Origin of the sequence: Nonomuraea sp. NPDC047529, assembly GCF_040642995.1 — a bacterium.
Classification (GTDB): domain Bacteria; phylum Actinomycetota; class Actinomycetes; order Streptosporangiales; family Streptosporangiaceae; genus Nonomuraea.
Genome location: NZ_JBEYTJ010000029.1, coordinates 23,188 through 46,596, shown reverse-complemented (window position 1 = coordinate 46,596; position 23,409 = coordinate 23,188). Strand labels below are relative to the sequence as shown.

The 23,409-nt window shown below is 73.7% G+C and carries 23 protein-coding genes; 12 read left to right on the top strand and 11 right to left on the bottom strand.

Annotated features, from left to right (window positions below):
- Together ABZ815_RS35650 and ABZ815_RS35645 are read right to left on the bottom strand one after the other, a co-directional pair.
- A complete protein-coding gene (locus tag ABZ815_RS35650) occupies window positions 1–3,483 on the bottom strand; it encodes a hypothetical protein (protein ID WP_357705617.1) in 3,483 nt (1,160 codons plus the stop codon).
- Between the two features lie 21 nt (window positions 3,484–3,504).
- On the bottom strand, window positions 3,505–3,963 hold the full coding sequence (locus tag ABZ815_RS35645; protein WP_357705616.1) for a hypothetical protein: 459 nt from the start codon (window positions 3,961–3,963) through the stop codon (window positions 3,505–3,507).
- Window positions 3,964–4,226: 263 nt separating this feature from the next.
- Between ABZ815_RS35645 and ABZ815_RS35640 the strand changes: the two genes are divergently transcribed.
- Window positions 4,227–5,285: a spore photoproduct lyase family protein gene (locus ABZ815_RS35640; protein WP_357705615.1), complete on the top strand. Its 1,059-nt coding sequence runs from the start codon at window positions 4,227–4,229 to the stop codon at window positions 5,283–5,285.
- Between the two features lie 34 nt (window positions 5,286–5,319).
- Here ABZ815_RS35640 and ABZ815_RS35635 read toward each other — a convergent pair whose 3' ends face one another.
- Window positions 5,320–6,531 carry an MFS transporter gene (locus ABZ815_RS35635; protein ID WP_357705614.1) on the bottom strand — a complete coding sequence of 404 codons (1,212 nt, stop codon included), beginning with the start codon at window positions 6,529–6,531 and terminating at the stop codon, window positions 5,320–5,322.
- A 139-nt stretch (window positions 6,532–6,670) separates the two neighbouring features.
- On the opposite strand from ABZ815_RS35635, the gene ABZ815_RS35630 reads away from it, so the two are divergent.
- The 3 genes from ABZ815_RS35630 (at window position 6,671) to ABZ815_RS35620 (ending at window position 9,065) form a co-directional block, all read left to right on the top strand.
- Complete coding sequence (locus ABZ815_RS35630) at window positions 6,671–6,883, top strand: hypothetical protein (protein ID WP_357705613.1); 213 nt, start codon at window positions 6,671–6,673, stop codon at window positions 6,881–6,883.
- Window positions 6,884–6,998: 115 nt separating this feature from the next.
- Window positions 6,999–7,748: a class I SAM-dependent methyltransferase gene (locus ABZ815_RS35625; protein WP_357705612.1), complete on the top strand. Its 750-nt coding sequence runs from the start codon at window positions 6,999–7,001 to the stop codon at window positions 7,746–7,748.
- A 96-nt stretch (window positions 7,749–7,844) separates the two neighbouring features.
- On the top strand, window positions 7,845–9,065 hold the full coding sequence (locus ABZ815_RS35620) for an MFS transporter (RefSeq protein WP_357705611.1): 1,221 nt from the start codon (window positions 7,845–7,847) through the stop codon (window positions 9,063–9,065).
- 14 nt (window positions 9,066–9,079) lie between these two features.
- On the opposite strand, the gene ABZ815_RS35615 is transcribed toward ABZ815_RS35620, so the two are convergent.
- Window positions 9,080–9,649, bottom strand: coding sequence for a M15 family metallopeptidase (locus ABZ815_RS35615; RefSeq protein WP_357705610.1), 570 nt, complete (start codon window positions 9,647–9,649; stop codon window positions 9,080–9,082).
- A gap of 141 nt (window positions 9,650–9,790) precedes the next feature.
- On the opposite strand from ABZ815_RS35615, the gene ABZ815_RS35610 reads away from it, so the two are divergent.
- Together ABZ815_RS35610 and ABZ815_RS35605 are read left to right on the top strand one after the other, a co-directional pair.
- Window positions 9,791–10,486, top strand: coding sequence for a response regulator transcription factor (locus tag ABZ815_RS35610; protein ID WP_357705609.1), 696 nt, complete (start codon window positions 9,791–9,793; stop codon window positions 10,484–10,486).
- A complete protein-coding gene (locus tag ABZ815_RS35605) occupies window positions 10,479–11,582 on the top strand; it encodes a HAMP domain-containing sensor histidine kinase (RefSeq protein ID WP_357705608.1) in 1,104 nt (367 codons plus the stop codon). Before ABZ815_RS35610 ends, ABZ815_RS35605 begins: the two co-directional genes overlap by 8 nt.
- Here ABZ815_RS35605 and ABZ815_RS35600 read toward each other — a convergent pair.
- Both ABZ815_RS35600 and ABZ815_RS35595 read right to left on the bottom strand, forming a co-directional pair.
- Window positions 11,557–12,201, bottom strand: a complete 645-nt coding sequence (locus tag ABZ815_RS35600; RefSeq protein ID WP_357705607.1) for a cysteine hydrolase — start codon at window positions 12,199–12,201, stop codon at window positions 11,557–11,559. The genes ABZ815_RS35605 and ABZ815_RS35600 overlap by 26 nt on opposite strands.
- A gap of 23 nt (window positions 12,202–12,224) precedes the next feature.
- Window positions 12,225–13,466: an MFS transporter gene (locus ABZ815_RS35595; RefSeq protein ID WP_357705606.1), complete on the bottom strand. Its 1,242-nt coding sequence runs from the start codon at window positions 13,464–13,466 to the stop codon at window positions 12,225–12,227.
- A gap of 135 nt (window positions 13,467–13,601) precedes the next feature.
- On the opposite strand from ABZ815_RS35595, the gene ABZ815_RS35590 reads away from it, so the two are divergent.
- Window positions 13,602–14,558 carry a LysR family transcriptional regulator gene (locus ABZ815_RS35590; protein WP_357705605.1) on the top strand — a complete coding sequence of 319 codons (957 nt, stop codon included), beginning with the start codon at window positions 13,602–13,604 and terminating at the stop codon, window positions 14,556–14,558.
- Here the strand turns inward: ABZ815_RS35590 and ABZ815_RS35585 are convergent.
- Both ABZ815_RS35585 and ABZ815_RS35580 read right to left on the bottom strand, forming a co-directional pair.
- A complete protein-coding gene (locus ABZ815_RS35585) occupies window positions 14,546–14,680 on the bottom strand; it encodes a hypothetical protein (RefSeq protein WP_357705604.1) in 135 nt (44 codons plus the stop codon). The genes ABZ815_RS35590 and ABZ815_RS35585 overlap by 13 nt on opposite strands.
- Before the next feature lie 70 nt (window positions 14,681–14,750).
- Complete coding sequence (locus ABZ815_RS35580) at window positions 14,751–15,050, bottom strand: putative quinol monooxygenase (protein WP_357705603.1); 300 nt, start codon at window positions 15,048–15,050, stop codon at window positions 14,751–14,753.
- Window positions 15,051–15,200: 150 nt separating this feature from the next.
- On the opposite strand from ABZ815_RS35580, the gene ABZ815_RS35575 reads away from it, so the two are divergent.
- From ABZ815_RS35575 to ABZ815_RS35565, 3 genes are all read left to right on the top strand, one after another.
- Window positions 15,201–16,103 carry a helix-turn-helix transcriptional regulator gene (locus ABZ815_RS35575; protein ID WP_357705602.1) on the top strand — a complete coding sequence of 301 codons (903 nt, stop codon included), beginning with the start codon at window positions 15,201–15,203 and terminating at the stop codon, window positions 16,101–16,103.
- A 42-nt stretch (window positions 16,104–16,145) separates the two neighbouring features.
- Complete coding sequence (locus ABZ815_RS35570; protein ID WP_357705601.1) at window positions 16,146–16,742, top strand: cadmium resistance transporter; 597 nt, start codon at window positions 16,146–16,148, stop codon at window positions 16,740–16,742.
- Between the two features lie 120 nt (window positions 16,743–16,862).
- Window positions 16,863–17,516, top strand: a complete 654-nt coding sequence (locus ABZ815_RS35565) for a hypothetical protein (RefSeq protein WP_357705600.1) — start codon at window positions 16,863–16,865, stop codon at window positions 17,514–17,516.
- Between the two features lie 49 nt (window positions 17,517–17,565).
- Here ABZ815_RS35565 and ABZ815_RS35560 read toward each other — a convergent pair whose 3' ends face one another.
- On the bottom strand, window positions 17,566–18,327 hold the full coding sequence (locus ABZ815_RS35560; RefSeq protein WP_357705599.1) for a hypothetical protein: 762 nt from the start codon (window positions 18,325–18,327) through the stop codon (window positions 17,566–17,568).
- 223 nt (window positions 18,328–18,550) lie between these two features.
- On the opposite strand from ABZ815_RS35560, the gene ABZ815_RS35555 reads away from it, so the two are divergent.
- Window positions 18,551–19,534 (top strand): winged helix-turn-helix domain-containing protein, encoded by a 984-nt coding sequence (locus ABZ815_RS35555; protein WP_357705598.1) that lies wholly within the window; start codon window positions 18,551–18,553, stop codon window positions 19,532–19,534.
- 32 nt (window positions 19,535–19,566) lie between these two features.
- On the opposite strand, the gene ABZ815_RS35550 is transcribed toward ABZ815_RS35555, so the two are convergent.
- The gene (locus ABZ815_RS35550) at window positions 19,567–20,514 is read right to left on the bottom strand and encodes an AraC family transcriptional regulator (RefSeq protein WP_357705597.1); all 948 of its coding nucleotides are present in this window, start codon (window positions 20,512–20,514) and stop codon (window positions 19,567–19,569) included.
- 89 nt (window positions 20,515–20,603) lie between these two features.
- Between ABZ815_RS35550 and ABZ815_RS35545 the strand changes: the two genes are divergently transcribed.
- Entirely contained in the window at window positions 20,604–22,223 is a 1,620-nt protein-coding gene (locus ABZ815_RS35545; RefSeq protein WP_357705596.1) for a zinc-binding dehydrogenase, read from the top strand.
- Between the two features lie 4 nt (window positions 22,224–22,227).
- On the opposite strand, the gene ABZ815_RS35540 is transcribed toward ABZ815_RS35545, so the two are convergent.
- A complete protein-coding gene (locus ABZ815_RS35540) occupies window positions 22,228–23,397 on the bottom strand; it encodes an MFS transporter (RefSeq protein WP_357705595.1) in 1,170 nt (389 codons plus the stop codon).
- Window positions 23,398–23,409: the final 12 nt, after the last annotated feature.

Genomic DNA, 23,409 nt, shown 5'->3' with positions numbered 1-23,409 from the left:
TCAGCCCACCTCCGCGAAGGCGCCGCAGTACTCGGCGACCGGGTCTCGTCGCGCGCCGGTGACCGGATCCCGGTACGGCGCCATCATCTGGGCGAAGGTCGAGGCGGAACCCGCCGCCGCCCCGACCACCGCCCCGGCCTCTTCGGCGAGCCCCGCGGCGGCCGACAGCGACCGGGCGCCGCCGAACCGCTTCTCGCAGCTGATCTCGACGGACTCCTCGAAGAACCCGATCTCGATGGTGATCGTGATCCGGGCCCGGCCGACCGCGTCGCCGCCCTCGTACCCCAGCTCCAGGTAGAGCTCGATCGACGCGGAGACCAGGCCGAGGACGTCCACCTCGCCGCGGGCGCGGAAGTAGCCGAACAGCACGGCCTGCCCGGTGGCGGCGTCCAGGTGGAAGTAGATCCCGGCCATCACCGACACGCTGCCGCTCGCCACGCCGAAGTCGACGGACGCCGCGGCCCCGAACTCCAGGCCCGCGTCCAGCGCGCGGACGCCGTCGGGCGACAGCACGATCCCGAACCAGCCGCCGCCGCCGAACAGCGAGACGGTGAGCCGGAAGGGCGCGTCCCTACGGCAGAACGCGAACCCGATCTCCAGCGGCCTGGTGCCCGCGAACGGCAGGTCCAGGTAGGCGTTCAGGGCGATGTTCTCCAGGCTGAAGACGCCGATCGCCAGGTTCGGCAGCGGCATGCCGTACCGCGCCAGCACGCCCCGCGGGGAGACGTCGAGCGTCGGCGGGTCGCTGAACCCGTCGAGCGGGATGATCCGGCGCAGCGTCTCGACGAACGACAGCGCCCCGATGAACTCGACGTTCCGGAACGCCACCTCGACGTCGGGTTTCTCCCCGGCGCGCACGGTGAACCTGATCCGCCGGAAGTCCAGCCGCATCGCCTCCAGCACGCCCGGCAGCAGCACCAGGTCGAACTCCTCCAGCGTGCAGGTCACGTCGGCGGCCGGGCGCACGTCCGGCCGCAGCCCGGCGCGCAGGTCGACGACGACGGAGAAGCGGCCCTCCCGCGCCGGGTCGCCGTGGCCGTCGTGCGGGACGAAGATCGGCGGGTCGCCCTCCCGCAGCGACCAGGGCTGGATGTCGGGCGTCCACTCCAGGCGGGCGGCGACGGACTCCGGCAGCCGGAGACCGGCCTTGGCGCTCTCGATCGCCCGCCGCAGCGGCAGCACCCCGGCGGGGGCGTCGTCCCAGATGGCGAGGGCCTGCCGCAGATGGCCGAGCAGCGCGACGACGGCGTGGTCCACGTCGGCGGGAAGGCCGGCGCCGAGCGCGCCGAGGGCGGCGGAGAAGTCGCGGAAGGCCGTGTCGACCTGGCCGAGGTCGGCCGTTCCCGCGATGAACGCCTCGACGGTCCTGACGAGGGTCAGCGCGGTGGTCCCGACGCGTCCGGCCGCGGCGGCCACGGCCGGGAAGCGGGCGGCGACGCCGATGAGCTGGCGTTCGACGCGGCGCAGGTCGGTGAGGAAGGCGGTGGCGGCGTTGACGGTCTGCGTGACGAACCTCGGCGCCTTCAGCTCCTTGTCCAGCCCGGCCGCCTTGACCAGGGCGGACAGCGGGATGACGCCGAACAGCTTCGCGCCGATCGCGTCGAAGAAGTCCGAGGGCCGGAAGGTGCCGTCGGCGACCGTGCCGAGGGGGTCGTCCGCCGCGGCGGCGGGCGTCCTGGCGGCGCTGACCGGTCCGGTCAGCCGGGACAGGCCCGCGACGGTGAACGTGGGCGCGGCGAGCCCGCCGGAGCGGTCCCGCTGGTCGTCGAAGTCCATCACCAGCGGGGACGTCCCCGTGCCCGGGACCAGTTCCAGGAAGACCTCGCCGGGGTTGACGGGGTCGCCCGGTCTGTCGGGCGTCCTGTCGAAGGCGGCCTGCCGGTAGCGACGGGCGTACCGGACCGGGCGGGGCCCGAGCGCGCCGGTGAGCCGGCTCACGGCCGGCACCACCGCCGACGCCCAGCGCAGCACCGGGAGGAAGCCGGGGACGTGCTGGTAGAGCTCGTCGTCGCGGTCCGTCGGCAGGGCGGTCCCCCAGACGAGACCGGCGGCCTCGACGGTGGTGTCGTCGGGCGCGGCGGGCGCCGCGACGGCGACCCGGGCGCCGCGCAGGGCGGCGCTCAGCCGTGCCGGCGGCGTCCCGGGGTCGGCCGGCCCGGGGTCCAGGGCGTTGTACGCCGCGGCCGCCGCCACCAGGTCGGCGCCCTGGTTGAAGTTCTCGGTGAGGAACAGCAGCGGGGTGTCGAACTCGGTCTCCCGCCCGGCCAGGTCGGTCGCGCGCACCTTGAACAGGTACGGGTCCTGGTCGCGGACGGCGGGGAAGAAGGCGTGCTGCCCTTCGCGCACCGGCAGGATGTCGGCGGGCGGCGAGAGGTCGGGGGTGACGAGGCTGAGCAGCTCGACCCGCCGGAACGGGAACAGGGCGTCGAGCCGTTCGCCGTCGGCGTCGCGGCGGACGGTGCCGGGCGGGAAGTCCCTGACCGGTTCGCGGCAGGTGATGAAGATCCGCTGGGCGAGGTAGGCGGGATGTTCCGGGCGCTGCGGGTCGAACTTCCGCTCGGTCACCTTCACCAGGTCCGCGCGGTGCCCGAAGGGGCACAGGTAGCCCGAGTAGAGCACCCGTACGTAGTGGTCGCGGCCCATGGCCGCCCGGTGCCGCCACTGGCTGACGTTCGTGATCGCCGGGCGGGGGTCCCAGCTTCCGAGGGCGTCGAGCCAGCCGCCCAGCGCGGAGAGGATCAGGTGCCCGACCTCGACGGGCACCGGCACGTACGGCCGATGCCCCGGCTCGGTGAACAGCCCGCGGTCGCTGGTGAGGTGGACGAGCGCGGCCCGGTCGGCGGGGGTCAGCGACGTGGTCAGCGGGTCGGGCGGCGGCTCGACCGGCGTGTCGCCGGGGAAGTCCCTGGTCCACACGGCCCTGGCCCGCGTGCCACTCACCCGCGTGTGCCACAGCTCCACCCGGCCCGTGTCGTCGGCGGGGGACGTGCGGTGCGTCCAGCGCACGTCCGGCGGCGGCGACAGCAGCAGCCGGTACGGCAGCTCGATCGCGGTCCTCGGGTCGCCGACGGGGTCGCGCAGCGGATCGGCCGGGCCCTCGTCGCCCACGGTGCGCAGCGGCAGCCGTCCCATGGCCGCCAGCAGGCCCTCGGCGGTGTACGGGATCTCGTCGTCAGGCCCCACGACGAAGACCAGTGTGCTGCGCCCGCTGATGCGGGAGACGACGGGCGGCGCCGGATGGGGCTGCACCGGGACGGGGTCGGGCAGCCCGGCCCCGGCCGACTCGAAGAACGCCTGCTCCACCACGTGCTGCGCGGGGAAGGTGACGACGATCAGCCCCTCGCGATCCGGCACGGCCCGGACCAGGACCCGGCGGGCCGCCGGGCGCTTGAACGACAGGCCGGGGAACCGGAAGCGCAGATCCGCCAGGTCCGCGGTGCGGACCAGGCGGACCCGCTCCGGCTCCTCCTCGGGACCGGTCAAAGCTTCACCACCCTTTCCCGCTCAGCCGACGAACGGGGACGCGAAGGCGAACTGCTCCCGGTGGACCAGGTCGGTGACCTGGGTGGAGCCCACGGCACGGTCGAACTGGAAGGGGTTGTTGTCGGGGACGCCGCGGGTGCCGCAGAAGGCCGTCTGGCCGTTCTGGAGGCGGATGGCGGTGCAGCGGGCGTTCCCGGGGAGGGGGTCGAGCGTGGCGGTCAGGACCTCGACCTCGACCGCGAAACCCGTGCCGTTGAAGACCTCCGTCTGGGCCTGCTTCCAGGAGGCGCCGGTGCCCCAGATGCAGGCCCGGGCCGAGAGGCCGGGGAAGACCAGGCTGGAGACCCAGCTTCCGCAGGTCGGGTCGGCCGCGGCCCAGGCGCCGCCCGTGCCGGTCACGCCGGGCGCCATCACCGCCGCCCCCGCGACCGCCGCCGCGACGAGGGCCCTGGACAGGGCTCTCGCGGATCTGTCGTTCATGCTGCTCGTCCTTCCGTGGAACGGCCTGATCGCCCCAGGAGTCGTCGCTTGGTGTGAGCGATCGTTTACGTTGCGTCCATGCTGTGGGCGTCGCGGTGGGCGGGCAACGTTCGGTCCACTCAGTGGACCGGCCGGGGCGCGGCGCGTCGGCGCAGCTCACGGGGTGCGCACGAACCTCGCCGGAGCCGCGGCGCGTCCGCGCTGACCCGGCGGCCCGCATCCAGGACCGCATATTCTTGCCGCATGGAACAGCCGGAGCAGGCGTGACCGCCCTCCTCGACGTCCGGCGGATCTACGTCGAGCCCGAGGCCGCCGCGCTGCCGCGCGGGCGCGAGGTCCTCGCCCGGTTCCCCGCCGCCGACATCGTCGAGGTCGAGAGCCACCACCGCATCCCCGAGCTGTACGGCGACGAGGCGAACGTGGCCCGCTGGGTGCGCATCAAGACCGAGGCGCTCGTGCTCGGCGTCAAGAAGTCGCTGACGGCCCGCCCCAACGGCCGTTCGGCCGACTTCATCGCGCCCTCCACGGCCAACGGCTGCGCGATGGCGTGCGCCTACTGCTACGTGCCGCGCCGCAAGGGCTACAGCAACCCGGTCACGGTGTTCGCCAACATCGACCGGATCACCGGCTACCTGCGGCGGCACGCCGCCCGCCAGGGCGTCAAGCCCGCGCCCGACCAGGTCGACCCCCGCCTGTGGGTGTACGACATCGGCGAGAACTCCGACTGCTCGGTCGACGCCACGATCTCCGGCAACGTCCGCGACCTGGTCGAGCTCTTCCGCGACCTGCCGAACGCCAAGGCCAGCTTCGCCACCAAGTACGTCAACCGCGACCTGCTCGGCTGGGACCCTCGCGGGCGTACGCGCGTGCGCTTCAGCCTCATGCCCGCCGCCGACTCCAAGCTGCTGGACATCCGCACCTCGCCGGTCGCCGAGCGCATCGACGCGATCAACGACTTCGTCGCCGCCGGATACGAGGTGCACGTCAACCTGAGCCCGGTGGTGGTCCGGGACGGCTGGCTGGCGGACTGGGCCGACCTCCTGGAACACCTCGACGACGCCTTGTCGCCCGAGGCCCGCGCCCAGCTCGCCGCCGAGGTGATCTTCCTCACCCACAACGACCGGCTGCACCAGGTCAACCTGGGCTGGCATCCGAAGGCGGAGGAGGTGTTGTGGCGGCCGGAGTTGCAGCAGGCCAAACGGTCGGAGACGGGCGGCTGGAACGTCCGCTACCGCAACGGCCACAAGGGCCGCTATGTCGCCGACCTCACCGGCCTGCTCGCCGACCGGCTCCCCTACTGCCGCATCCGCTACGCCTTCTGACGGGCCGATGATCCGGCGGCCTCCAGGGGAACGGTCAGGGTCGCCGGGATCCCGCTCCGCCCGCCGCCCGCCCGGCCTGTTCGCCGGGCGCGTCGCGACGGCGTGTCTCCCGGACGAACGTCAGGGCCACGGCCCCCGCCACGGGCCCGGCGGCCAGGGTGGCGAACGCGGCGGAGAAGGAGCCGCTCGCCTGGTAGACCGCCCCCACCACGACCGGCACGGTGACGCTGCCCAGTTGTGCCACCGCGTTCGTCGCGCCCGCCGCCGAGCCGGCCAGCGCCGTCCCCGACAGGCCGGGCACCATGGCGATCAGCAGCGGCGAGTACAGGTACGCCCCCAGCCCCGCGAACCCGGCCATGACCAGGAACGCCGTCTCCGTCTCCATGCCGCCGAACAGCAGCAGGCAGCCCGCGAAGGCCACCAGCACGGCGATCGCGGGGCGTTTGCGTCCCCGTCCGGCCAGGTCGGCGGCCAGGCCGATGACCGGTTTGCCCACCGCGCCCGCCGCGGCGAACACCACGACGACCGTCCCCGCCGCCACCGGATCGAGCCCGTGCCCCTTCACCATGAGGGTGTTGGACCAGGTCACGAAGCCGTACGTGCCCCACAGCCCGCCGAAGCCGGCCAGGCCGATCAGCATCAGGTCGCGGTCGCGGACCAGGCCGCGCGGTGACGGGCGAGCCGCCGGCGGCTCCCGCCGGTCGCGCAGCAGCGCCAGGCACACCAGCGCGAGCCCCATCGAGACGATCCCGAACAGGTGGTAGGAGGCCCGCCAGTCGTACCACTGGATCAGCCGGGGCACGAGCACGTTGGCGATCATCGTGCCGAGCGAGGAGGCCATGGTGAACACGCCCATCGCCAGCCCGCGCTCCCGTTCGCCGAACCAGGAGGCGATGAGCTTGACGCCCGCCGCGAAGTCGGCCCCCGCGCAGAGCCCGATCAGCGCCTGCACCGCGATCCCGGCCCCGGCGGACGGCACCGACCCGAACACGATCATGAAGCCGCCCGCCGTGAACAGCGACGCCGACAACACGAACCGGCTGCCGATCCGGTCGCCGAGCAGCCCGCCGCCGACGTTGGACAGCACGTAACCGACGTAGTAGGCCGTCGCGAACGCCCCCAGGCCCGCCAGCGACACGCCCAGCGCCTCGCCCGCCTGGAGCGACGCGGGCCCCCAGGTGGAACGGTCGACGGAGGTCATGGTGAGCGAGGCCCAGCAGAGCAGCAGCACGACCCACCGCCGCATGGACCGGCTCCCGACCGACGGTGACTCTATGTGATCGCCCACGTACGGTCACGCTACAGGTCACGTGACTCCCTGTACTTGTCATGCGACAATCTGCTACTGTCAGCGATCCTTCCCGACCAAGCCGAAGGGATGTCAGATGCACAAGAGAAGACGCGGATCACTCGCTGTCGCCGCCGCCGTGACCGGTGTGCTGGCCACCGCCGCCCTGGCCGGACCGGCCCTGGCGGCCGCTCCCCTGCCGCTCCCCCACCCGTACCCCGGCTTCGGGCCGGCCGGCCCGGCCTGGCACGCGCCGGCGGGCACCGTCCACGACCCGGCCCAGGCCGCCCCTGTCAGCAAGGGGCCGTGAGGCCCTGACAGGCGCGCCGCCCGGTGCTCTCCCAGGACCCGGGCGGCCCGGTCGGCGCGGCGTAGGGCTCGAAAATGCAGTGAATCAGCAAGATCTTGTGCGTACTGTCGCGAAGATGGATCCAGCTGACTTCTACACCGGCATCGTCGCGGAGCTCTACGGACCGCTGAAGTCCTTCACCCAGGACCCCGAGCCCTACGCCGCCTTCGTCGAGCGGGCCGGGGTCCCCGCGCTGGAGCTGGGGTGCGGGGACGGCGATCCCCTGCTGGAGCTGCGCCGCCGCGGCCTGGAGGTCGACGGCGTCGACTCCTCCGCGGACATGCTGGAGCGGCTGCGGCGCCGGGCCGGCGAGCAGGGCGTCACCGCGGACCTGTTCCACCAGCGCATGGAGAGCCTGGACCTGCCCCGCCGCTACCGGGCGATCTTCCTCGCCGGGCCCACCTTCACCCTGCTCCCCGACGACGCCACGGCGCTGGCCGCCCTGCGCGGCATCCGTGCCCACCTGACGGACGACGGTTCCGCGCTGGTGCCCCTGTTCACCCCCGAACCGACCCCGTCCGACCGGATCGGCCACGTGCGCTCGGCCGTCGGACCCGGCGGCGCCGACCTCCGGGTGTCCGTCGTCTCCGAACGACGCGACGAGGCCGCCCGGACGCAGACGACCCTGCTGCGCTACGAACGGCACCACGGCCCGGACGTCAGCGTCACCGAGCGGCCGTGGCTCCTGCACTGGTATCCCCGCGAGGTGTTCGAGGAACTGGCCGCGACCGCCGGCCTGACCGTCACCGCCGTCACGGACCCGGACGGCGCCCCCGTCCCCGCCGACGCCACCGACCTGCACGTCCATCTCGCCCCCGCCACCTGAGGGCGTGGGCCGGCTCTCGCCGGGGCCGAGGAAGATTGTCGGTCGTTTTCGCGTGTTCGCGGCACGTCCGTCGCGCCGGCCGGGGCATCATGCCCCATGCCGAACGTGCAGGCCAGGAGCCTATTTCCGGTCGAATTGGGGCGCAACGGGCTGCTGGTCATCGCGGCACGGGCGCTGCGGACCTTCGGCTACGGCTGCACCAGCGTGCTCCTCGCCGAACTGCTCACCCAGGACGGCGACGCCCCCTGGCAGACCGGTCTGCTGCTGGCCGTGGCCTCCGCCGGCTCGGTGGTCGCGAGCCTGACGCTGGGCCTGTTCGCCGACGTGTGGGGGCGGCGCCGGACGCTGATCGCCTGCGGCTGCCTGATGGCGGTGACCGGCGCCGTGTTCGCGCTCAGCGAGTCCTACCCCGTCCTGATCGCCGCCGCCTTCGTCGGGACGATCTCGCCGTCCACCAACGACAACACGCCCTTCTCCGGAGTGGAGCAGGCGATCCTCGCCCAGACCTGCCCCCAGGCCCGGCACACGTCCGTCTTCACCTGCTACAACGTCACCGCCATGGCCTCCGGCGCGCTGGGCGCCCTGGCCGCCGCCGGGCTCGGGCTCCAGCCCTGGACGTCGGCCCCCGACGCCGCCTTCGCCCTGTACGCGCTCCTGGCCGCCGGCACCGTGACCCTGTTCTGGAACCTGACGCCGCAGGCCGAGCCGCCCAGGACCGCACCCTCCGGCCAGGACCGGCGGAGTGGGCGGATGTGCGGCCAGGTCCGGCTGCTGGCCGGGCTGTCCGCGCTGGACGCCCTGGCCGGAGGGCTGGCCGTTCAGGCGGTGCTGGCCTGGTGGTTCGCCCATCGTTACGGCGCGACGACCACGCAACTGGGCCTGGTGTTCTTCGCCGCCAACCTGCTGCCGGCCCTGGCCCAGCTCACCGCGCCCCTGCTGGCCGCCCGGCGCGGGCTGCTGGCCACCATGCTGCTCCCCCACACCGTGGCCAACCTGCTGCTGGCCTGCATCCCGTTCGCCCCGGACCTGGCCACCGCCGTCACGTTGCTGCTGCTCCGCCAGACGGTGTCCAAGATCGACGTCCCGGCGCGGCAGGCGTTCACGGCCGCGGTCGTGCCGTCGGCGCACCGTACGGCCGCCGCCAGCATGACCAGCCTGGCGCGCAGCGTCGCCGTCTCGGTCGCCCCGATCGCCGCCACCACCATGCTGACCGGCACCCTGGCCGCGCTGGGGGCTCCCCTGCTGCTCGGCGCGGCCCTGGGCCTGGGCTACGACCTCGCCCTCTGGCGCGCCTACCGCGGCGTGCCCCTGACCTGAGAGGGACGGGCGGCTCATCGCCGCATGCGGGGATCACGGGTGGGGTCGGCGTACTTGCGTGGGCAGCCGTCGGCGGCGGCTTCGGGGCGCAGTTCGTAGTGCCAGGGTTCGTTCCGGTAGATCTGGCACAGCCCGTACGCCGCGCCGCGCCTCGACAGCCACCCGGCCGCCTCGGAGGGCCCGATGTCGACCGCGTCCCCCGACACGTGCAGGGACGTGCCGGGGGACGCCACCCATCGGGCCGCCTCCTTCTCCGAGCCGTACCGGGCGACCGCCTCCCGGCGTAGCCGTTCCTGGTACGCCGGGGAACGCCAGCCGCTGTTGACGAGGAACTCCACCCCGTCGCCGGCGGCCTCGTCCGCGGCCCGGCGCAGGGCCCCGAGCAGGTCGGGATCGAGGTTGACGACCGCCGGGAGCTCGTCGTCGAAGACCGTCACACCGTCGGGGACGGCCCCGTCCGCCTCGCCGAGCCCGCCGTGCCCCGAGGCCGTCAGGGAGGTCACCGCCCCGTGGACGACGACGCCTGCGAGCGCCACGACGAGGACGACGAGAGCGGCCACGATGGCGACCACGATGGCGACCACGATGGCCGATCGGGTACGACGGGATGCCGTTCGTGCTGGTCCGCTGCGGATCATGCCGCCAGTCAAGGCAGCAGGCCGTTGCCGGTGCGTATGTCGTTTTCGATATGCGGGCGATAGGCCCCGGGCCGTACCTTCGGGGGTATGCGGGTACTGATCGTCGAGGACGAGACCTATCTGGCGGAGGCGGTCCGCGACGGCCTCCGCCTGGAAGCGATCGCGGCCGACATCGCGGGCGACGGCGACACCGCCCTGGAGCTGCTGAGCGTCAACGCCTACGACATCGCCGTCCTCGACCGCGACATCCCGGGCCCGTCGGGCGACGAGATCGCCGCCCGCATCGTCGCCTCCGGCAGCGGCATGCCGATCCTCATGCTCACCGCCGCCGACCGGCTCGACGACAAGGCCAGCGGGTTCGAGCTGGGCGCCGACGACTACCTGACCAAGCCCTTCGAGCTGCGCGAGCTCGTGCTCCGCCTCAGAGCGCTCGACCGCAGACGCGCCCACAGCAGGCCGCCGGTGCGCGAGATCGCGGGCCTGCGCCTGGACCCGTTCCGCCGCGAGGTCCACCGCGACGGCCGCTACGTCGCGCTCACCCGCAAGCAGTTCGCCGTGCTGGAGGTCCTGGTCGCCGCCGAGGGCGGTGTCGTCAGCGCCGAGGACCTCCTGGAACGGGCGTGGGACGAGAACGCCGACCCCTTCACCAACGCCGTCCGCATCACCGTCTCGGCCCTGCGCAAGCGTCTCGGCGAACCCTGGGTGATCGCCACCGTGGCCGGGGTCGGCTACCGCATCGACCCGGCCTCCGGCCCCGGACGCGAGGGCGGCGACCATGGATAGGGCCCCCGGCCTGAGCGTCCGCCTCAAGCTCACCCTCAGCTACGCCGGATTCCTCGTGATCGCCGGCGCCCTGCCGCTCGGCGCCGTCGGGGTCTACTACATGCGCGGCCTGCCCGACCACGCGTTCTACGCCACCGGCGACTTCCTGATCAACCGTTCCGCCATCGTGCGTTCGTTCGCTCCGGTCGCGGCTCTCGTGCTGGGGTTCCTGCTGGTGTTCGGCCTCGTGGGCGGGTGGCTGCTGGCCGGCCGGATGCTGGCCCCCCTGACCCGCATCACGGACGCCGCCCGCAAGGCCACGGGCGGCTCGCTCTCCCACCGCATCCGGCTGCCGGGCCGCAGGGACGAGCTCCGCGAACTGGCCGACGCCTTCGACACCATGCTCGTCCGGCTCGAAGCGCACGTCGCCGAGCAGCGGCGATTCGCCGCCAACGCCTCGCACGAGCTGCGCACCCCTCTCGCGATCGCCCGGACGCTCCTCGACGTCGCCCGCACCGACCCCACCCGCGACCCCGCCGAACTCGTCGACCGCCTCCACCTGGTCAACACCCGCGCGATCGACCTCACCGAGGCGCTGCTCCTGCTCAGCCGGGCCGACCAGCGGTCCTTCCCGCGCGAGCGCGTCGACCTGTCGCTGATCGCGGAGGAGGCCGTCGAGACGCTCCTCCCGCTGGCCGAGCAGCGCGGCCTCACCGTCGAGACCACCGGCGACGGCCTGGCCCCGGCCACCGGCTCACCCGCGCTCCTGCTCCAGATGACGACGAACCTCGTGCACAACGCGATCGTCCACAACCTGCCCGAACAGGGCGCGGTGTGGGTGCGGACCGCCGTTCATCCCGGCGCGGTGGCGCTCACCGTCGAGAACACCGGCGACGAGCTTCCCCCGGAGCTGGTCCGCACGCTGGTGGAGCCGTTCCGGCGCGGCACCGACCGCGTGCGCTCCGACCACGCGGGCGTGGGCCTCGGCCTGGCGATCGTCGGGAGCATCGCGCGGGCGCACGACGGAACCCTCACCCTCACGCCCCGGCCGTCCGGTGGCCTCCGCGTCACCGTGCGCCTGCCGGCCGAGGTCACGGGCGACGGCCCCCGCCGGTAGGGTCCGCCTGTTCCTGGTGCCTGTCGTGCAGGAGTGAGCGCAGTCCGGCGGTGTCGACGACGTGGGCCATCCTCGGGAACACAGTGGTCATCAGCGTCTCGTGGGCCTGCCGGTCCGGGTCGGCGACGCCGTCGGACAGGACGTGGAGCCGGTAGTCGCGGTCGGCGGCGTCGGTGAGGGTGGACAGGACGACGCCGCTGGTGGTCAGGCCGGCGACGACCAGCGTGGTGACCCCGCGATCCCGCAACCGGCGGTCGAGGTCCGTCGTGGACAGCGCGCCGACCCGGGTCTTGCGGACGACGACGTCCCCGGGCTCGGGGGCGAGCCGGGGGTGGAAGTCCGTGGCGGGGTCGGCGTGGTGCAGCAGCCGCCGGTGGCCGATGAGGGAGAACGTCTTGTTGGCGGCCGGGATCGCCGCCCAGTCGTCGTCGGTGAAGCCGAGCCGCACGTGCACGATGACGGCGCCGTGTGCCCGCAGGTCGGCGACCGCGCCGGCCATCCGGGACAGCAGCGCCTGCGGGTCGTCCAGGCCGGGCAGCGAGGCGAGCACTCCCTGCTGGTAGTCCAGGACGAGCAGCGCGGTGGTGCGGGGGTCGAGCGCGAGGGGTGTGGTGGACATTCTTTCTCCTTGGTGGTGAGTGATCACGCGTGGTGTGCGGGCACCGGTTCGGGAACGGGCGCCGCGGCGCGCCGGGGCAGCAGCAGCGGGGTCGCCAGCAGGAGCACGCCGGCCAGGCCGATCGCCGTACGCGGGCCGAGCAGGCCGCCCAGCACGCCCCACGTCGCCGTCAGGAGCGCGGTCGCCGCCTTCGTCGTCACCGACCAGGCCGACAGCGTGCGGGTGACGCGGTCGTTCGCGGTGCGTTCGAGGCGGTAGGTGGCCTGGACGGGGTTGAAGACGCCGCAGCAGAGGATGAGCCCGAGTTCGACGCCCATCACCAGCAGCAGCCCGCCGGTGCCCGGCCCCACGAAGGCCAGCCCGACCGGCCAGACCGCGCGCAACGTCCCGGACACGACCAGGACGCGGTGCTGCCCGAACGCGGTGACGAGCGGACGGGCCAGCCGCGACCCGACCAGCCCGCCGATCGCGGGCACGGCGAAGGCGAGACCGTACTGCCACGAGGTGAACCCCAGCCGGCCGAGCATCAGGACGGCCAGCAGCGCGTCGGCGGCCATCAGCAGCCCGTTGAACAGGGCCGTGTTGAGGAACAGCGGGCGCAGCGTGGCGTCGGCGAGGATGTACCGCCAGCCGTCGAGCAGGTCCCCGGCGCGCAGGCGCGCGGCCTCCCGGCGTCCGGGAGGCGGCTCGTGGCCGCCCGTCGCGCGGATGCCCAGGGCCGACAGCAGGTAGCTGACCGCGTCGGCGACCACCGTCGCGACCGGGCCGAGCAGGCCGATCGCGGCGCCGCCCAGCGGCGGCCCGATGATCGTGGTCGTCCAGGTCGTGGACTCGAAGCGGGCGTTCGCGACGAGCAGGTGCTCGGCCGGCAGCAGCGTCTTGAGGTAGGCCCCGGAGGCGGCGCGGAAGGTGATGTCGGCCGCCGCGACCACGACCGAGACCAGCAGCAGCTGGACGAAGGTGAGCACGCCGAACGCGAACGCGGCCGGGATCGTCAGCAACGCCGCGAACCGTGCCAGGTCCGCCCCGATGAGCACGGGCCGCTTGCGGCGGAACTCCACCCATGGGCCCAGCGGCACCGCCACGGCCGCACCGACCGCCGCGCCCACGGCCGACAACGCCGCGACCTGCGCCGGCCCGGCGTGCAGCACTTGGACGGCGATCAACGGGAACGCGCCGAAGGCGAGCCACGTGCCGAGCGCGCTGGTGCCGTACGCTCCCCAGAGCCAGCCGAACCGCCGGCCCAGCCGGTGCCCGTTCCCCATGTCCGACACTCCTCGTCACTCGCCCGTACAACCGATCCGCGATCGGGAGTATCAAAGCGGGCCGTGCAGCAGGAGATCAAACAACCGTGGGGGCAGGTCGGCACAACCGTCGGTTGTATCCGTAGAGTGTCCCGCATGGACCTCGACACCGTCCGGACCTTCGTCGCCGCCGCCGAGGCGGGGCAGTTCCAGGAGGCCGCCGCCGACCTGGCGGTCACCCAGCAGGCCGTCTCCAAGCGCGTCGCCGCCCTGGAACGCACGCTCGGGGTGCGCCTGTTCATCCGCACCCCGCGCGGCACGAAGCTCACCATCGACGGGCAGGCGTTCCTGCCGCACGCCCGCGAGCTGCTCCGGGTCGCCGAGCGCGCGGTCGCGTCCGTACGGGCGGGCAGCCGTCCGCTGCGCGTCGACGTGCTCGCCTCGCGCAGCGCGGGGTCGGGCCTGATGCGCGGCTTCCACCGGGCGCACCCCGACGTCGAGCTGGACGTGGTGATGCTCTTCGACGTGGACACGGCCGTGGCCGCCATCCGGTCCGGCACGATCGACGCGTCCTTCCGCGCGGTCGGCGTACCGGGCCACCCGCTGCCCGAGGACGTCGAGTCCGCCTGGGTGGTCGACGAGGCCCTCCAGCTCCTCACCGGGCCCGACCACGCGCTGGCCGACGCCCGGTCGGTGCCGCTCGCCCGGCTCGCCGGGCACCGGATCTGGATGCCCGGCCTCGCCCCCGGCACCGAGTGGACCGCCTACTACGACGACCTCGTCGCCGAGTTCGGCCTGACCATCGAGGCGACCGGGCCCAACTTCGGCTCCGACGCGCTGCTCGACACCGTCGCCGACACCCCGGCGCTGGCCACGTTCATGGGCGACCAGACCCGTCTCGTCTGGCCGGCGGGCCACGGCCTGCGCCGGATCCCGGTGACCGACCCCGTGCCCGTCTACCCGCACTCGCTCCTGTGGCACCGCGACAACCCCCACCCGGCGCTGGTCGCCCTCCGCGCCCACCTGGCCGCCGCGGCGACCGGTCGCCGCGCCGCCGGGACCTGGGTCCCGGCGTGGGCGCGGGCTTCCCGGGGTCCGGCTCAGCCTTCCTGAGGTCCTTGGGTGACCCAGTAGTCCTGGAGGAGGGTGTTCTTGGGGCACCACTCCTCGCTGACGGACGTGCCGCCCACCATGGGGCCGGGCCGCTCCGGCTCGATGCCGCAGCGGATGTGCACCTGGTGCCAGTGCTGGTAGGTGCCCGCCGGGCAGACGGACCGGGCTCCGGCGACGCACGCGCGGCGCCCCTCAGGCCGGGACGTCGGTCAGCCGGCGCAGCGTGAACGGCTCCGCCAGGATCTCCTCCAGCACCTGGGCCACGTGCTTGAAGTGCGGCAACGAGAAGTGATGGGCGAGCGCGGCGTCGTCGGCCCACTCCTCCACGATGATCATGCGGTCGGGGCGCTCGGGGTCGGCGTAGGGCTGGTAGCCCAGGCAGCCCTCCTCCGCCAGCGACGGCGCGATCATGGCGTTCAGCTCCTGACGCAGCCGTTCCTCCTGGCCCGGCCTGGCGCGGAACCCGGCGACGATGGTGAGCGTGTTCGACATGGCAGGACTCCTTCTTCGAGGGTGATACCGGCGATGTCCATGGTGAGGGCCGGGCCGCGTGCCACCCAGAGCTCTGTCCAGCCGGGGCCACCCTTGCCTGGGTCTGACAGAACCAGGCAAGAGCTGACAAACCTCGCAATACTGGACGGCATGGATCGTGCACAGCAGCTCAGCGAGTTCCTCAAGAGCCGGCGTGCCCGGCTCGACCCCGACGCGCTGGGCCTGCCCGGCTTCGGCGGCCGGCGACGGGTTCCCGGCCTGCGCCGCGAGGAGCTGGCCCTGCTGGCCGGCGTGAGCGTCGACTACTACACCCGGCTGGAACAGGGCCGGGCCCGCAACATCTCCGCCGAGGTGCTGACCGCCGTCGCCGAAGCGCTCGGCCTGGACGCCGACGAACGTGCGTACCTGCACAACCTCGCCAGGCCCACCGCCGCCCGCAGGCGTCCGCCGCGCCCCCAGAAGGTGGGCCCGGAGCTGCGCCAGGCGCTCCAGGCGCTGGCCGGGGTGCCCGCCTACGTCATCGGCCGCCGGCTGGACGTCCTGGCCTGGAACGAGCTCGCCCGGCTGCTGGTCGCCGACTTCCCCGCGCTGGACCCGTCCGAGCGGAACATGGCCCGGCTGGTCTTCCTCGACGACGCGGCCAGGGACCTCTACCCCGACTGGCAGGGCAAGGCCCGCGACACGGTCGCCAACCTCCGGTTCGACGCCGGCCGCCATCCCGACGACCCCGAACTGGCCGCCCTGGTCGGCGAGCTGTCGCTGCACAGCGCCGACTTCCGCCGCCTGTGGGCCGACCAGGCCGTACGCGCCAAGACCCGGGGCCGCAAACGCTTCGCCCATCCCCTGCTCGGCGAGCTCGCCCTGGACTACGTGGCCATGCGCGCGCCCGACGACCCCGACCTGACGATGATGATCTACAGCGCCCCGCCGGGCTCCGACGCCGCCACGTCCCTGAACCTGCTGACCGGACTGGCCACCTCGCCCCCGCAGACCACGCCATCCCATCGAACCGTCTCGGTCCACGCCCCCCTGAGCGCCGACCCGCCCCGGTAAGGTCATTCCGGGCACCCTCGGACAGAAAGAGCACCCCCTCTGGTGAACCTGGGCATCGTCGGGCAGGCCGCAGGGCTGTTCGCCGTCACCAACATCGACGACATCCTGATCCTGGCGCTGTTCTTCGCCCGGGGCGCGGGCCGTCTGGGTGCCGCCGGCCGGATCGTGGCGGGCCAGTACCTGGGCTTCCTCGCCCTCGTGGCGGTGGCCGTGGCGGCGGGCCTCGGGGCGACCTTCCTTCCCGAGCGGCTCGTCCCGTACCTGGGGCTGCTGCCCCTCGCGCTGGGCGTCAAGGCCGCCTGGCAGGCGTGGAGGAGCCGCCGCGACAGTGACGAACCCTCCGGCGGGCGCGCCGACGGGCCGAAGACGCTGGAGGTCGCCGCGGTCACCTTCGCCAACGGCGGCGACAACATCGGCGTGTACGTGCCGGTCTTCGCCACCGCAGGGCCGGGCGGCACGAGCGTCCACGTCGTGGTGTTCCTCGTCCTGGTCGCCGTGTGGTGCGCGGCCGGACGGTTCTTCGCCACCCGCCCTCTCGTCGCCGGGGCCCTGAGCCGGTGGGGGCACGTCCTGCTGCCTGTGGTGCTGATCGGCATCGGCCTGCTCATCCTCGTCGAGGGCGGGGCCTTCGGGCTGTAGGTCCGTGAAACTTCGGTGCATTGCCGAACCAATGGTCGTGTGGCGGCATCCAACGAGATCACGGCGTCAGAGGGGGGCTCGGGTGTTCATCCGGTTGGACGGCGCCTTCGGAGGCCGGGCGTGGTGACGCGCAAACGCGCCCCGCGTGCGGCGCAGCGGATCGACGTGGCCCGCGTCCCCGACGACGTCGTGGCGCTCATCGACGCGCTCGAACCCGGCGAGAGCCTGGTCCTCACGCGTGACGGCGCGTCGATCGCGACGATCTCCAGCACCGTCGACGTGGTCCAGGGCGCCGTCGTCGATCGCGCCGAGCCGGACGAGCCCGGCGAGCCCGGCCGAGCGGCGCCGGTCGACCACGACGGCGTGACCGTCGTGGCCACCGCGATGGAACTCTCGAACGCGGCCCGCGTCGCGCTGTCCACCCAGCTCGGGGCGGACTACGTGGTGCTCGACATGCACGCGGCCCCGGCGACGGCCGACGTGCTGCTGGTGCCCGCGGGCAGCCCGCAGCTGATCGCGGGGCTCCGGGCGATGTTCCCGAAGGCCCGCGTCGTCGTCACCGAGATCGAGGATCCCGAGCTCGGGGTCCGGTACGACGGCCCGGTCCGGCGCCTGCTCGACGCCGGGGCCGACGCGTACCTGCCGCCGGCAACCGTCCCGGTCCTGGCCAGGCAGCTCGACCACACCCTGAACCGGGGGCGCGAGCTCGCCGGCGGCGGGGCCGGGACACCGCTGCAGATCGCACCCGCCGCGGAGGCCGACGAGAACGAGTGAGGCCGCACGGCCCGGTCGCCGATGTCTCTCCTTCGGTGTGAGCCGCCCGTCACTTCTGCGGCGGCTGGGACGGCGGGCCGAACATGGTGGCGGTGTCGACGGTGGCGATGGCGCCCGAGTCCGTATGGGTGGGTTCACCGTCGGCGCCGATGAGAGGCAGGCGGTCCGGGAGCCTGCTCGGGTCGACCGCGCCCGTGTCGGTGATCCAGGACGGGCGCGGCGGCTGCGCCGGTTGTGTCTTGGCCTGGAGGCCGTACTTGGCGGTGATCCACACGTTGCCCGACGGCAGGGAGCCGCCGTACCAGCCGCCGTCCCAGACGTATCCGAAGGCCAGCGTCGCGTACCAGGCGGTGCCGCAGGGGGCGGGGTTGGACCCCTCGCCGCTCCACATGTACCAGTCGGCGTGCCAGGTGGTGTTGGGGGTGAAATGCAAGCCGGAGTCCAGGCCCAGGCAGGGTCCCCAGACCTGGTGGGTCAGGTCGTAGACGAGCACGACCTGACGTATCGCGAGATCGCCGGCGGGCACGGCCTGCCAACGGCCGCACGGGATGCCGTCCCTCGGCCCGTAGACGTTCGCCGCGGACGTCTGGTAGGAGCCGGAGTTGCCGTCGGAGAGGTCGAGCATCTCGGCGTAGACCAGGAGGCACAGGGAGTCCGAACGGTAGACCCAGTCCTCGTTGTGGCGCCCGTTGTCGGCGGCGTACGCCGGGGTCGTCGAGGTGGCCGCGACCAGGACGGCAGCGGCGACGGCGCACAGGAAGCGGCGGGCCCGCCGGCCTGTCGTGCCGGGCGTCGGGGGGTGGCTTCGCATGATGTTCTCCTCAGCGGTGTGCGGGGGTGATGACCACGACGCCGGCCGGGAGCGGCCGTTGCGAACGCAGGAGCGCCGAGGGCGGGTCGGAGGGCGGCGCGGGCCGTTCGCTGTCATGGTCGAGGGGCGCCGGGGTGCGCACAATCTCTTCGGCCGGGCACCGAACAGTTTCGCCGTCAACCGGACGATTGCCTGAAATCGATCATCAGGGGACGATTGGCGCATGCGTCTGAACTTCCAGGTGGGCGACCTCGCGGCCACCCGGATCGTGGTCTCGCCCCTGACCCACGCGATCTTCGCGGCCTTCAGCGTCCATCATCCTGAGCTGACCGAGAAAGGCTCGATCTGGCGGGACATCGCCAGGACCGTGCCGCGCCGGACGCTGCCGCTGCTCGACATCCTCAACCGCGGCGCCTCCCGCGTCACCCTCCATGACGGCCTGGTCGCCTCCGAGGTGGCCCCGCCGATCCAGACCGCCGCGCTCTCCGACGAGCTCGACGCGCTCGCCGCCCTGGACACCCCGCCGCAGGAGCGGGAGTTCGGCGGCGACCTGTGGCGCTTCAGCGGGCTGCCGGGACGGCCCGACCTCGACATGGACCCGGCGCGCTTCCGCCGGGCCCTGGCCGACAGCATGTACGTGCTCTTCCACCGCTTCCTCGCCCCCGAATGGCCCGGCATGCGCCGCCGGCTCGAAGCCCGCCTGGCCGCCTACCAGGAGACGGCGGCGCGGATCGGGCTCGGCTCGGCGCTCAGCACGCTCAGCCCGCGGCTGTCCTGGGACGGCAGCGGCATGATCGTCGCGGGCGGCCCGGATCGCACCATCGATCTCGGCGGGCGCGGCCTGCTGATCCATCCGATCGCCGGCGCCTCGCCCCGCTACCTGGGCATCGCGACCACCCAGGACCGGCGCAGCTCGGTGCTCACGGTCCCCATACCCGACAGCGGCCGCCAGGCGATGCCGTCCCCGGCCTTCGACTCGCTCGCCGCGCTGGTCGGGCGGGCGCGGGCGCGGGTGATGCGGGCCGTCGGCGGGCCCGGCTGCCGTACGGACGAGCTGGCCGGGCGGCTCAAGGTCAGCGCCTCGACCGCCTCCGAGCACGTCACCGTGCTGCGCAACGCCGGGCTGATCAGCACCCGCCGCAACGGCCAGGCCGTCCACCACCACCTGACCGCCCTCGGCGCCCGCCTCCTGGAGGCCAACGGCTGACCCGGCGCGTAACCGCTCGCCCCCGGGGGGGTTCAGGACCTGGAGAGGGCGGGCGGGGCGCAGTCGAGGCGGCGGTATTTGCCGGGGGGCATGCCGTACTCGCGTTTGAAGGCGTTGGCGAAGGCGAACTCCGAGCCGTAGCCGACCGCGGCGGCGATCGTGCTCAGCGCGGCGTCGGAGTCGCGCAGCATGTGGGCGGCCGTGCTCAGCCGCCACCAGGTCAGGTAGGCCAGCGGCGGACGTCCGACGAACTGGGTGAAGCGGCGGGAGAAGGCCGCGCGCGACAGCCGGGCGCGGCGGCCGAGCGACTCGACCGTCCAGGGATGGGCGGGATCGCGGTGGATGCCGTCGAGCGCGGCGCTGACGGCCGGGTCGGCCAGGGCGGCGGCCCAGTTGCCGGCCCGGCAGTGCTCGGCCGAGGTGTCGAACCAGGCGCGCAGGATGTACAGCAGCAACATGTCCAGCAGCGCCGGCACCACCAGGTCCGCGCCCGGCCGCGGGTCGTCGATCTCCTTGCCGAGCAGCTCGACGGCGGCGCGCAGGTCCGTGTTGCGCCCCAGCCCGGTGGGCAGGTGGATCATCTCGGGCAGCCCCTTGAGCAGCGGATGCGCCCGGTCGGGGTCGAGCCGGTAGCCGCCGCAGAGCATCACGGTGACCGGCCCGGGGCCCTCCATCGAGGCCGAGGCGAACAGCTCGGCGGGGGCGTAGGGGTCGCAGTCGGGCTCCGGGAGCGGCCTGGTGGGCGAGTCGGCCAGCCCGTAGCCGTGGCCGTGGGGGAAGAACAGCACGTCGCCCGTCCCGACCGGGAACGGCTCGCCCTCCGGCGGGATCGCCCAGCACGAGCCTTGCAGCACGACCTGGAAACCCGCCGAGCCGGGCGCCGACGGGAACCGCTGCCCCCACGGCGCCGGCCACGCGACCCGGGCCGAGCGCGGCACGCCGATGCGCATGGAGGCGACCACGTCGCTCAGTACGTCCATGACGGGAGTCTAGTCCGCAAGATGATCGCGTATTAATCACAGACGGAAACACATTGGACGACTCGCGCCTGGCTCCTACGGTTGACGACATGACAAGAGTCCTGGTCAGCGGGGCGACCGGCACGATCGGCCGTCCGCTGGTGAAGCAGTTGAAGGAGGCGGGCGCCGACGTCCGCACGGTGACGAGGCAGCTCACCGACCCGGTGACGTTGGCGGCGGCTCTCGACGGGGTCGGCGCGGTGTTCCTGCTGTGGCCGTTCGCCTCGGCCGAGGGGGCCCGCGAGGTGCTGGAGCTGATCGGTTCGCGGCGGGTGGTCTACCTCTCCTCGGCCGCCGCCCGCCCGTGCGAGGTCGAGATCGAGCGCATGGTCGCCGAGACCGCGCGGGAGTGGACGGTGCTGCGCCCGCACGCGTTCGCGGCCAACGCCTTGCGGTGGGCCGAGCAGGTCCGTACGGGGGTCGTGCGGCAACCGTACGGCGACGCGGTCCTGTCCCCGATCCATGAGCGGGACGTCGCGGCCGTCGCGGTGCGCGCGCTCCTCGGCGAAGGGCACCACGGCGCGGTCCACACGCTGACCGGGCCGCGTCCGCTGACCCAGCGGGAGCAGGCGCGGGCGATCGGCGCGGCGATCGGCCGGCCGGTGCGGTGGGAGGACGAGCCACCGGAGGAGGCCAAGCGGCGGCTGCTCGGGCTGGGCTGGCCCGGAGCGGCCGTGGACGGGATGCTGTGCGCCCTCGCCGAGCCGGGCCCGTCCACCGGGACCGTCGAGGAGGTCACCGGAGAGCCCGCGACCGGCTTCGAGACGTGGGCGAGCGAGCACGCCGCGGACTTCCTCGGCACCATGCGGGCCGCCCGCTTCCACGAGTACGGCGACGCCTCGGTGATCAGGGTGGACGAGGTGCCGGTGCCGAGGCCCGGACCGGGCGAGGTGCTGATCGAGGTGGCGGCGACGTCGTTCAACCCTTCGGAGGTCGGCCTGCGCATGGGCCTGCTGCGGGACGTGTTCGGCGGCACCCTGCCGCGCACGCTCGGCTGGGACGTCGCGGGCACCGTGCTCACCGGGGCGGGCGGCCTGGCCCCCGGCGACCGGGTGATCGGGCGCATCGACGGCGCGGCGGCCGGGTACGCGGTCGCGAAGGCGAGCACGCTGGCCAGGGCGCCGCGGCGGATCCCGCTGACGGCCGCGGCCGCCGTGCCCGTGGCCGGGCTCACCGCCTGGCAGGCGGTCTTCGAGCACGCCCGTATCGGCCCCGGCAGCCGGGTGCTGATCAACGGCGCGGGCGGCGGCGTCGGCCTGTTCGCCGTGCAGCTGGCCAAGCACGCGGGCGCGTACGTGGTGGCGACCGCCGGCCCGCGCAGCGCCGCCGCCGTACGGGCGCTGGGCGCGGACGAGATCGTGGACTACACCGCCGCTCCCCTGCCGGGCGGCAACGACGTGCTGATCAACCTGGTGGCCGACTTTCCCGCCTCGGTGACGGAGCTGGCCGAGGAGTTCGTCTCCATCACCCGGCCGATCGATCATCCGCGCGCCGTCCGGTTCGTGGCCCGCGACGACCCGGGCCAGCTCGCCGAGCTCGTGGCCCTGATCGACCAGGGCGTGGTGGACGTCGAGACGGACGTCCGCCCGCTGGAGTCGCTGGCCGACGTGCACCGCGAGGCCGAACGCGGTCTCGTCCGCGGCAAGATCACGCTGACGGTGGCCGGATGACCGGTCACACCCTCGCCGGGACGCGCCGGGCCCGGGCCGCCAGGAGGCAGGCGGCCAGGGAGACGGCGATGACGCCCAGGCCGAACACGCGGAACGTGGCCACCGGGCCCAGCGTGCGCACCGCGAACCCGGCGCCGATGGCGGGCAGGGAGATGGCGGCGTACGCGACGACGTAGAACGCGGACATGACCCGGGCGCGGTGGTCGGGCGGCGCCGCCGCGCCCAGCAGCCCGAGGGAGCCGCCCAGTCCGAGGCCGCCGCCGAGCCCCATCACCACGCTGGACAGGATGAACCCGGCGGCGCTCCCACCCGAGATCGACAGGATCATCAGGGCCACGCCGGCGGCGAGCACGAGCATGCCGGACGAGAGCTGCGCGCGGACCGGCAGGCCGCCCGCGCCGGGCAGGCGGCGGGCGAGGAGCGGCGCCAGGGCGGCGGCCGTGCCCATGACGAAGATGGCCAGCCCGCCGGGAAGGTTGCCGGCCGACCCCATGAGGACGGGCGCCAGCGCGGGCACCAGCGCCAGGTACAACCCGACGATCGACCAGGACGCCGTCACCCCGAGCCCCGACAGCGCGAACGTCCCCAGGATCTCCCTCGGCACCCCGGGAGCCGCCATCCTGAACCCGGCCCGCGTGTCCGCCGTCTCCGGCCGTCGCCACACCCCGGCGAGCAGGAGGACGTCCACCGCCGCGAGCACGGCGAAGGGCGTCAGGAGCGGGGCGGGCGCGTACTCGACCAGGACCGCGCCGAGCAGCCCGCCGACCCCCACGCCGAGCCCGCTGGCCAGCGTGTTGATCAGCCCGGCGGCGGCGGGACGCAGGTCGAGCAGGGCCGCGCCGGCGGCGCTGATCGCGACGCCGGTGGCCACGCCCTGCAACCCGCGCGCGACGAAGAGCCAGCCCACCCCGGACGCCGCCAGGAACAGCCCGAGCGAGACGAGCAGGCCGGCCAGCCCGGCCAGGATCACCGGACGCCGCCCCCACGAGTCGGAGATCCGGCCGAACAGCAGCAGCGCCACGAGCACCCCGAGGCAGTACGCGGCGTAGATCAGCGTCAGCGTGGGCGTGGGGATGGCCCAGGCGGAGGCGTAGAGCTTGTAGAGCGGCGACGGTGTCGCCGACGCGGCCAGGCAGAGACCGATGACCCCTGCCTTGATGGGGATGTCGTTCACGCATCTCACCTT

What these genes read in the sequence shown, in the direction of transcription:
- ABZ815_RS35580 (WP_357705603.1), bottom strand. Translation starts at nt 15,050, where the DNA reads ATGTCGAACACGCTCACCATCGTCGCCGGGTTCCGCGCCAGGCCGGGC.
- ABZ815_RS35635 (WP_357705614.1), bottom strand. Translation starts at nt 6,531, where the DNA reads ATGCGGCGGTGGGTCGTGCTGCTGCTCTGCTGGGCCTCGCTCACCATG.
- ABZ815_RS35575 (WP_357705602.1), top strand. Translation starts at nt 15,201, where the DNA reads ATGGATCGTGCACAGCAGCTCAGCGAGTTCCTCAAGAGCCGGCGTGCC.
- ABZ815_RS35595 (WP_357705606.1), bottom strand. Translation starts at nt 13,466, where the DNA reads ATGGGGAACGGGCACCGGCTGGGCCGGCGGTTCGGCTGGCTCTGGGGA.
- ABZ815_RS35620 (WP_357705611.1), top strand. Translation starts at nt 7,845, where the DNA reads ATGCCGAACGTGCAGGCCAGGAGCCTATTTCCGGTCGAATTGGGGCGC.
- ABZ815_RS35610 (WP_357705609.1), top strand. Translation starts at nt 9,791, where the DNA reads ATGCGGGTACTGATCGTCGAGGACGAGACCTATCTGGCGGAGGCGGTC.
- ABZ815_RS35605 (WP_357705608.1), top strand. Translation starts at nt 10,479, where the DNA reads ATGGATAGGGCCCCCGGCCTGAGCGTCCGCCTCAAGCTCACCCTCAGC.
- ABZ815_RS35645 (WP_357705616.1), bottom strand. Translation starts at nt 3,963, where the DNA reads ATGAACGACAGATCCGCGAGAGCCCTGTCCAGGGCCCTCGTCGCGGCG.
- ABZ815_RS35590 (WP_357705605.1), top strand. Translation starts at nt 13,602, where the DNA reads ATGGACCTCGACACCGTCCGGACCTTCGTCGCCGCCGCCGAGGCGGGG.
- ABZ815_RS35625 (WP_357705612.1), top strand. Translation starts at nt 6,999, where the DNA reads ATGGATCCAGCTGACTTCTACACCGGCATCGTCGCGGAGCTCTACGGA.
- ABZ815_RS35560 (WP_357705599.1), bottom strand. Translation starts at nt 18,327, where the DNA reads ATGCGAAGCCACCCCCCGACGCCCGGCACGACAGGCCGGCGGGCCCGC.
- ABZ815_RS35555 (WP_357705598.1), top strand. Translation starts at nt 18,551, where the DNA reads ATGCGTCTGAACTTCCAGGTGGGCGACCTCGCGGCCACCCGGATCGTG.
- ABZ815_RS35545 (WP_357705596.1), top strand. Translation starts at nt 20,604, where the DNA reads ATGACAAGAGTCCTGGTCAGCGGGGCGACCGGCACGATCGGCCGTCCG.
- ABZ815_RS35600 (WP_357705607.1), bottom strand. Translation starts at nt 12,201, where the DNA reads ATGTCCACCACACCCCTCGCGCTCGACCCCCGCACCACCGCGCTGCTC.
- ABZ815_RS35550 (WP_357705597.1), bottom strand. Translation starts at nt 20,514, where the DNA reads ATGGACGTACTGAGCGACGTGGTCGCCTCCATGCGCATCGGCGTGCCG.
- ABZ815_RS35630 (WP_357705613.1), top strand. Translation starts at nt 6,671, where the DNA reads ATGCACAAGAGAAGACGCGGATCACTCGCTGTCGCCGCCGCCGTGACC.